Here is a 7705-nt window from a genome sequence, read left to right on the forward strand (position 1 = left end):
CCCGCACCCCGCCCCTGAGCGCACTGGGCTTCGTGGCGCTCAGCCCCTCCTTCGGCTGGCGGGACCTGGCGCGCATGCGCCCCGCCGCGGCCCTTCCCCTGCTCGACGTCCGCGTCCCGGACGTCTACGCCGCACTCGACACCGTCAGCGCCCACGACTTCCTGGAGTCCCTGCGCTTCCCGGCCGCCGCGCGCCACCTGGCCTTCGAGGTGTTCTCCCGCAGCTTCTTCGCCGACCCCCGCGAGCTCTCGGCCGCCGAGATGGTCCTGATGTTCCACATCTACTTCCTCGGCAGCTCCGAAGGACTCCTCTTCGACGTGCCCGACGAGCCCTTCCCGACGGCCCTGTGGGACCCCCTCGCCGACCACCTCGCCCGCCACGGCGTCGACCTGCGCCTGTCCACCCCCGTCGAGAACGTCTCGCCCGCCGGCGACGGCACCTTCACCGTCGCCACCGACCGAGAGGAGAGGCCGTACGACACCGTCGTCCTGGCCCTCGACACCGCGGGGCTGTGCTCCCTGGTCGGCCGCTCACCCGGGCTCGCCGACGAGGCCTGGCGCGAACGCGTCGGGCGGCTGCGCACCGCTCCGCCCTTCCTGGTCTCCCGGCTCTGGCTGGACCGCCCCGTCGACGCCGGCCGGCCCGGCTTCCTGGGCACGGCCGGATACGGCTCGCTGGACAACGTCAGCGTCCTGGAGCGCTGGGAGCGGGAGGCCGCCCGCTGGGCCGCCCGCACCGGCGGTTCCGTGGTCGAACTGCACGGCTACGCGCTGCCCCGGAACGCCGACCCCGCCGCGGAGGCCGAGCACCTGATCGCACAGCTCCGCGAGGTCTACCCGGAGACCCGCGACGCCCGCGTCCTGGACGCGCGGCACGAGTGGCGCCAGGACTGCCCCCTGTTCCCCGTGGGCGGATACGCCGACCGTCCCGGCGTACGCACCCCGCAGCCCGGCCTGGTGCTCGCGGGCGACCTGGTGCGCACCGACCTCCCGGTCGCCCTGATGGAACGCGCCGCCACCAGCGGCTTCCTCGCCGCCAACGCGCTCCTGCAGTCCTGGGCGGTACGGGGCCACCCGCTGTGGACCGTGCCCAACGGCGGCCGCAACCGCCTGCTCCGCACCCTGGGCGGCGGCCGCGCACCGGCCCGGACGGGCGCCTGAGCCCGGGGCCGGCCGGCAGCCGGTCCCGGCCGTACGAAGGGCCCTGCGAAGGGACGTTCGGGCCCGGTCCGGGACCTGACGGCCCCGTGCGCGCCCGTCCGTGATCGCGAAGTCTTGAGCACAGGCCGGCGCCGTCCGAGGCGCACAGCGGCCGGAACCGTGATCAGGAGGCACGCGATGGTGCTGGAGTCGTCCAAGAGGAACCCCGCCCCGCCCCGGCCGGCACCGGTGCCGGGGCGCGCCTGGCTGATGCTGGGCCTCGCGACGGTCGGCTTCGCCGTGAACTTCTGGGCGTGGGCGCTGCTGAGCCCGCTCGGCCCCCGGCTCAAGGACTCCCTCGCCCTGTCCTCGTTCGAGCAGTCGCTGCTCGTGGCGGTGCCGGTGGTGGTCGGCTCGCTGGGCCGCATCCCGGTCGGCGCGCTGACCGACCGCTACGGCGGACGGGTGATGTTCCCGCTGGTCTCGGCGGCCACCATCGTGCCGGTGCTCTACCTGGGCCTGGCCGGGCACTCCTCCCTCGCCGCTCTGCTGGCCGGCGGGTTCTTCCTCGGCATCGGCGGCACCGCGTTCGCCGTCGGGGTGCCCTTCGTCAGCGCGTGGTTCCCGCCCGCGCGGCGCGGCCTCGCGATCGGGATCTTCGGCATGGGCATGGGCGGCACCGCGATCAGCGCCCTGACGACGGTCAAGCTGGTGAACGCGAACGGCACCTCCACCCCGTTCCTCCTCACGGCCCTCGTCCTGGCCGGGTACGCCGTCCTGGCGGCGCTGGTCCTGCGGGACGCGCCCGGCCGCACGGTGCCCACCGAGCCGCTGGCCCGCCGGCTGGCCGCCACCGCCGGCCTCGGCATCACCTGGCAGGCGTCCGCCCTGTACGCGGTCGCCTTCGGCGGCTACGTCGCCTTCTCCGTCTACCTGCCGACCTATCTCAAGACCGGCTACGGCCTCACCCAGACGGACGCCGCCGACCGCATGGCCGGCTTCGTGCTCCTCGCGGTGGTCATGCGGCCGGTCGGCGGCTGGCTCTCGGACCGGATCGGCCCGGTCCGCGTCCTGGCCGGGGCACTCGCCGTGGTCGTCGCGGGCGCGCTGGCGCAGTCCTTCACCCCACCCCTGGCCCCGCTCGGCACCGTCGCGTTCCTCGCCATGGCCGCGGCGCTCGGCGCCGGCAGCGGAGCGACCTTCGCCTACGTGGCCCTGCTCGCCCCGCCCGACCGGACCGGCTCGGTCACCGGAGTCGTCGGCGCCGCGGGCGGCCTGGGCGGCTTCGTACCGCCCCTGGTGATGGGCTCGGTCTACGGCGCCTACGACTCCTACGCGCTGGGCCTGGTCCTGCTCGCCGCGGTGGCGGCGGCGGCCCTCCTGTTCACCGGCACCGGCGTCCGCCACGCCCTCGACCGCCGCGCCCCCGCGGCCCTCACCGACTGAAAGGCGCGGACACCGACATGTGCGAGTACTGCGGCTGCCAGGCACTGGAAACCATCGACGAGCTGACCATGGAGCACGAACGGGTCGTCACCCTCATCAGCCGGGTGCGCGCCGCCCACCGGGACCGCGCGGTCACCCGGATGGCGGAGCTGGCCCGGGAGATCACGGCCGTGCTCCGACCGCACACCCGGGTCGAGGAGGAGGGCCTGTTCCCGGCCCTGGCCGAGGAGTTCCCCGAGAAGATCGCCGCGCTGGAGGACGAGCACCGCCGGGTCGAGGCCGTGCTCGCCGAGGCGGACGGACCGTTCCTGGCCGACGCCTCCTGGCCGGACCGCCTGATCGAGACGCTGGGCCTGCTGCGCGAGCACATCCTCAAGGAGCAGGACGGGGTCTTCCCCGCCGCCCTGGCCACGCTCGGCACCGAGCAGTGGGAAGCCGTCGAGGCGGTCCGCCTGCGGGTGGGCACGGAACGGACCGGGCCCGCCGAGGAACTGCTGCCCCGGTGACCCTCCCGAGCGGGCGCCCCGGGCCGACCGGGGTACCCCGGTCGGCCGGCGACGAGGGCGGGTCGGCCCCTCTCCCCGCCCGCGCCGAGGCCCCACGCTCGATGGCACACGCAATCGTCCGGCACCCGAGCGGGAGGTGGGCATCATGAGCACCGCGTCTCTCGACGCCGCGACCCTGGAAACCTGTCTGTCGGCCGCCGTGGCCGCCCCTTCGTTCTACAACACCCAGCCGTGGCGCTACCGGCTGGACCCCGCCACCGTCACTCTGGAGGTGCGCGCCGCCCCGGAGCGCGGGCTGCGGCACGCGGACCCCGTCGGTCGTGCCCTGCACGTGTCGGTGGGAGCGGCCGTCTTCAACCTCCGCGTCGCCGCCGTCCACTTCGGCTGGTCGCCCGTGGTCCGCCTGCTGCCCAGCCCCGACGACCCCGGCCTGCTGGCCACGGTGCGGCTGACGGCACCCGCCCACCGCAAGGCGGTCGAGCACCGCGCGGACCTGTACCCGGCGATCTGGCGCCGGCACAGCAGCCGGATGCCCTTCTCCGGCCGTCCGGTGTCCCCGACCGCCCGGGCCGAACTCGCCGAGGCCGCGCACACGGAAGGCGCCCTGCTCGCCTTTCCCGGCCCCGTGGAGACCGCGCGCCTGCTGCGCGTGACCACCGAGGCGGAGCACCGCAACCGCGTCGACGCCGACCGGGGCGCGGAGAGCCGCCGCTGGCTGCACCCCGCCGAGGACGACTCCGCCGACGTCGGTCTCCCGGACAGCGTGCTCGGCCCGCAGGACGCGCGCGAACGCATCCCGATGCGGGACTTCACCGCCCTGCGGCACCCCGAACGCCTGCCCGCCCAGGACTTCGAGACCAGCCCGGTCATCGCCCTGCTCACGACCCTCCACGACCGGCGCGCCGACTGGCTGCGGGCGGGCCAGGCCCTCGAACACGTGCTGCTGGTGGCCACGGCCCACGGCCTGCGCGCCTCCCTGCTGCACCAGCCGATGGAGTGGCCCGACCTGCGGCGCGACCTCAGCCCCGAGCCCGACCACACCGGGCACGCCCAGATGCTGATCCGTCTCGGCTACGGCCCGGAAGGCCCCGCCACACCGCGCCGGTCCCCGCGGAAGCTGACCGACACGCGGAACGACAGCCCCTGACGACGCCGCGCCGGGACAGTGCCGTCCTGCAGTGCGGTGGGGTCCGGTCGGCCCATGCGGATGTCGGCCACCCGGCTCACGCTGGACCCGTAGGGCACAGCACCGCAGTGAAGGAGGAACGGTCATGAAGGGTCTCGTTTTCCACGGTCCCGGACAGTCCGCCTGGCAGGACGTCCCGGACCCGGTGATCCAGGACCCCACCGACGCCGTCGTCCGGGTCAAGGCCGTCACCATCTGTGGGACGGACCTCCACATCCTCAAGGGCGACGTGCCCGAGGTGCAGCCCGGCACGATCCTGGGCCACGAGGCGGTCGGCGAGATCGTCGAGACCGGCAGCGACGTGCGCACGGTCCGGCCGGGTGACGAGGTCCTGGTCTCCTGCATCACCGCCTGCGGCCGCTGCCGCTTCTGCCGGCAGGCCATGTACGGCCAGTGCCTGGGCGGCGGGGGCTGGATCCTGGGCCACCGCGTCCACGGCACGCAGGCCGAGTACGTGCGGGTGCCCTTCGCGGACCTGTCCGTGCACCCGCTGCCCGCCGGGCTGAGCGCACAGGACGCCGTCCTGTTCGCCGACATCTACCCGACCGCCTACGAGGTGGGCGTCCTCAACGGTTGCGTACGGCCCGGGGACACCGTCGCCGTCGTCGGCGCGGGTCCCGTCGGTCTGGCCGCGATCCGCACGGCACAGCTGTACACACCGGAGCGGATCATCGCCGTGGACCTGGCCGACTCCCGGCTGGACGCCGCCAAGCGGCTCGGCGCCGACGCGGTCGTGGCCGTGCGGGAGGATCCCGGGCAACTCGTCGCGGACCTCACCGAGGGCCTGGGAGCCGACGTGGTCATCGAGGCCGTGGGCGTGCCCGAGAGCTTCGAACTGAGCACCCGGATGGTGCGCCCCGGCGGCCGTGTCGCGAACGTCGGAGTGCACGGCAAGCCCGCCACGCTGCACCTCGAAGACCTGTGGATCAAGAACGTGACCCTGACGACCGGGCTGGTCGACACCTCGTCCACGCCCACCCTGCTGCGGTTGGCGGCCGCAGGACGGCTGCCCACCTCGTCGCTGGTCACCCACACCTTCCCGCTGGACCGCATGGAGGAGGCGTACGACGTCTTCGGCCGGGCGTCCGAGACCGGAGCGCTCAAGGTCGTGCTGGGCGAGCCGCGCCACGACACCCTCGCCGTTCCCGCGACCCCGTGAACCTGGAGGCGAGCACCATGCCCGCACACACGTCACCCACGTCCGGCCATTCGACCGCCGGCGCCGGGCCGGGGGACCTGGGCCGCCGCCTTCTGCACCGACGCGGGGAACTCGGCCTGACGCGGCGGGAGGTGGCGGACCGGGCGGGCATGGCACCCGGCTACCTGCGCTACCTGGAGGAGAGCCCTGCCGCCGCGCCCGGCATCAGCACCCTGGTGCGGTTGGCGGACGCCCTGGCCACCGGCGTGACGGCCCTCACCGGCTGTGACATCGAGGTGCCGCCCGGCCGGGGGACGGCAGCCGCAGGCGCGCAGTCCGAGACGCTCGGCGTCGAGGAGTGCCGACGGCTGCTGTCCACCCACGGCGTGGGCAGACTCGGCGTGGTCACCACCGAGGGGGTCAGCATCCTCCCCGTCAACTACAGCGTCATCGACGGCTCCATCGCCTTCAGGACCGCCCACGGCTCCCTCACGTCCCAGCTTCTCGGCAAGCGGGTCGCCTTCGAGGTCGACCACATCGACGAGGTGCAGCGGGAGGGCTGGAGTGTGCTGGTGCGCGGCCGTGCCCGGCGCGTGACACGTCCCGAGACGATCCGCCGGCTGAGTGAGCGTGCGCACAGCGAGCCCTGGGCGGGCGGCCGACGCGACCTGTGGGTGTGCGTCGACCCGTTCGAGATCACCGGCCGCTCCATCCGGCACTCCGAGTCCCGGGGCCGGTAGACCATCGGTCCCGGCGTCAGGGCCGTCCTGTCCCGGAGCCGGGACCCATGGCCCCTCACGGTCCGTCCGCAGCGGGCGCAGGGTTGAGTGCACGAAGCAGCAGACGGCGAAGGTTGGACCGGCCCATGTATCCCGATGACGGATTCCGTGAACTGAACCGGCAGGAGTGCCTGCGCCTGATGGCGGGGATCCCGGTCGGCCGCATCGTCCACACGCGTCACGCCCTGCCCGCCGTGCTGCCCGTGAACTTCTGCCTGGACGACGGGGGCGGGGTCCTGCTGCGGACGGCGGCGTCCTCGGAGCTGGTGCGCGCGGTCGACGGCGTGGTGGTCGCCTTCGAGACGGACGAGGTCGACGCGGTCGCGCGGTCCGGCTGGAGCGTCGTCGTCACCGGCCGCGCCGAAGTGATCACCGACCCCGCCGAGCACGCGCGCCTGTGCCGGGTCGGACCGCGCTCCTGGGCGCCCTCGCCCGAGGAGGTCTTCGTGCGGATCGAGCCCGAACTCATCACAGGCCGTCAACTCACCGGCGGCCGCACGCTCTACGGCACCCGGCTGCCCGCCTGACACCGGACCGGCGCGGCCCCGCGCACCCCGGCCGGACGGCACCGTGGCGACGACGAGCACAGAAGGGGACAAGGACATGACTCGACGTGTGGTCGTCGGAGTGGACGGCTCACTGATCGCCGTACGGGCACTGGACTGGGCGGCCGAGGAGGCCGTACGGCGAGGGGCCGCCCTGCACATCGTCTACGCGGTGCCCGACCGGGACGAGGCGCAGCCGGTGCTGGCCTCGGCCGAGGCACGGATCCACGAGCGGTACCCGGAGCTGCCGTGCACCACCGCCTTCGCCGAGGGCGGCGCGGCGCGGGCGCTGACCCGCGAGAGCGAGGGCGCGGACCTCACCGTCGTCGGCACCCGCGGACTCGGGCGGCTCACCGGCGCGCTGTTCGGCTCGGTGAGCCTGCGGCTCGCCGCCCACACCCACGGTCCGCTGCTGGTCGTCCGCGGGGACCACCGGTGCGACGGCGGGCGTGAGGTGCTGCTCGGCCTGGAGAGCGACAGCGACGCCGACGCGGCGGCCTACGCCTTCCAGGAGGCGGAGCGGCGCGGGGTCCGGCTCAGGGTGCTGCACGCCTGGACCCACCGGCACACCACCCCCGAGCTGCCGTCGCCGGTCACCGGGGCCAACCCCGGGCAGGAGCAGGCCGTGCCGCATTTCGACGTGGCCGAACTGCGCCGGCGGTACGACGGGATCGGCGTGGAGAGCCTCACGGTCCGCACCGACCCGGCACAGGCCATGCTGGAGGCGACCCGCGAGGCCGCCCTCGTGGTCGTCGGGGCGCACCGGCACGGACACGGCACCGAGCCCCGGCTCGGCCCCATCGGCCACACCCTGCTGCACCGGTCCCACTGCCCCGTGGTCGTGGTGCCCACCCGATAGGGGCTCCCGGCCGCGCCCGGTGGCCCGAACGGCCCTGTCGAGGGCTGCCCACGCCGAAGGAAGGTGGTGGGGTGCGGATACGCGCGCACGCCCGCCCGCCCCGAGAC

Annotated in this window: 8 protein-coding genes; all 8 read left to right on the top strand. The window is 74.6% G+C overall.

Annotation, left to right across the window (positions count from 1 at the left end; all coding sequences use genetic code 11):
• A partial coding sequence (locus EHS43_RS31580) for an FAD-dependent oxidoreductase (protein ID WP_125194107.1) occupies positions 1–1160 on the top strand: 1160 nt, incomplete at its 5' end.
• 177 nt (positions 1161–1337) lie between these two features.
• Positions 1338–2585, top strand: a complete 1248-nt coding sequence (locus EHS43_RS31585) for an MFS transporter (RefSeq protein WP_125194108.1) — start codon at positions 1338–1340, stop codon at positions 2583–2585.
• Positions 2586–2602: 17 nt separating this feature from the next.
• The gene (locus tag EHS43_RS31590) at positions 2603–3091 is read left to right on the top strand and encodes a hemerythrin domain-containing protein (RefSeq protein WP_125194109.1); all 489 of its coding nucleotides are present in this window, start codon (positions 2603–2605) and stop codon (positions 3089–3091) included.
• A 145-nt stretch (positions 3092–3236) separates the two neighbouring features.
• The gene (locus tag EHS43_RS31595) at positions 3237–4238 is read left to right on the top strand and encodes a nitroreductase family protein (protein WP_125194110.1); all 1002 of its coding nucleotides are present in this window, start codon (positions 3237–3239) and stop codon (positions 4236–4238) included.
• A 124-nt stretch (positions 4239–4362) separates the two neighbouring features.
• Positions 4363–5436, top strand: coding sequence for a zinc-dependent alcohol dehydrogenase family protein (locus tag EHS43_RS31600; protein ID WP_125194111.1), 1074 nt, complete (start codon positions 4363–4365; stop codon positions 5434–5436).
• 17 nt (positions 5437–5453) lie between these two features.
• The gene (locus tag EHS43_RS31605; protein ID WP_125194112.1) at positions 5454–6155 is read left to right on the top strand and encodes a pyridoxamine 5'-phosphate oxidase family protein; all 702 of its coding nucleotides are present in this window, start codon (positions 5454–5456) and stop codon (positions 6153–6155) included.
• A gap of 125 nt (positions 6156–6280) precedes the next feature.
• Complete coding sequence (locus tag EHS43_RS31610) at positions 6281–6721, top strand: pyridoxamine 5'-phosphate oxidase family protein (protein WP_125194113.1); 441 nt, start codon at positions 6281–6283, stop codon at positions 6719–6721.
• 76 nt (positions 6722–6797) lie between these two features.
• Complete coding sequence (locus EHS43_RS31615; RefSeq protein WP_185806494.1) at positions 6798–7598, top strand: universal stress protein; 801 nt, start codon at positions 6798–6800, stop codon at positions 7596–7598.
• Positions 7599–7705: the final 107 nt, after the last annotated feature.

The sequence above is a fragment of the Streptomyces sp. RP5T genome (assembly GCF_003933965.1).
Taxonomy (GTDB): domain Bacteria; phylum Actinomycetota; class Actinomycetes; order Streptomycetales; family Streptomycetaceae; genus Streptomyces.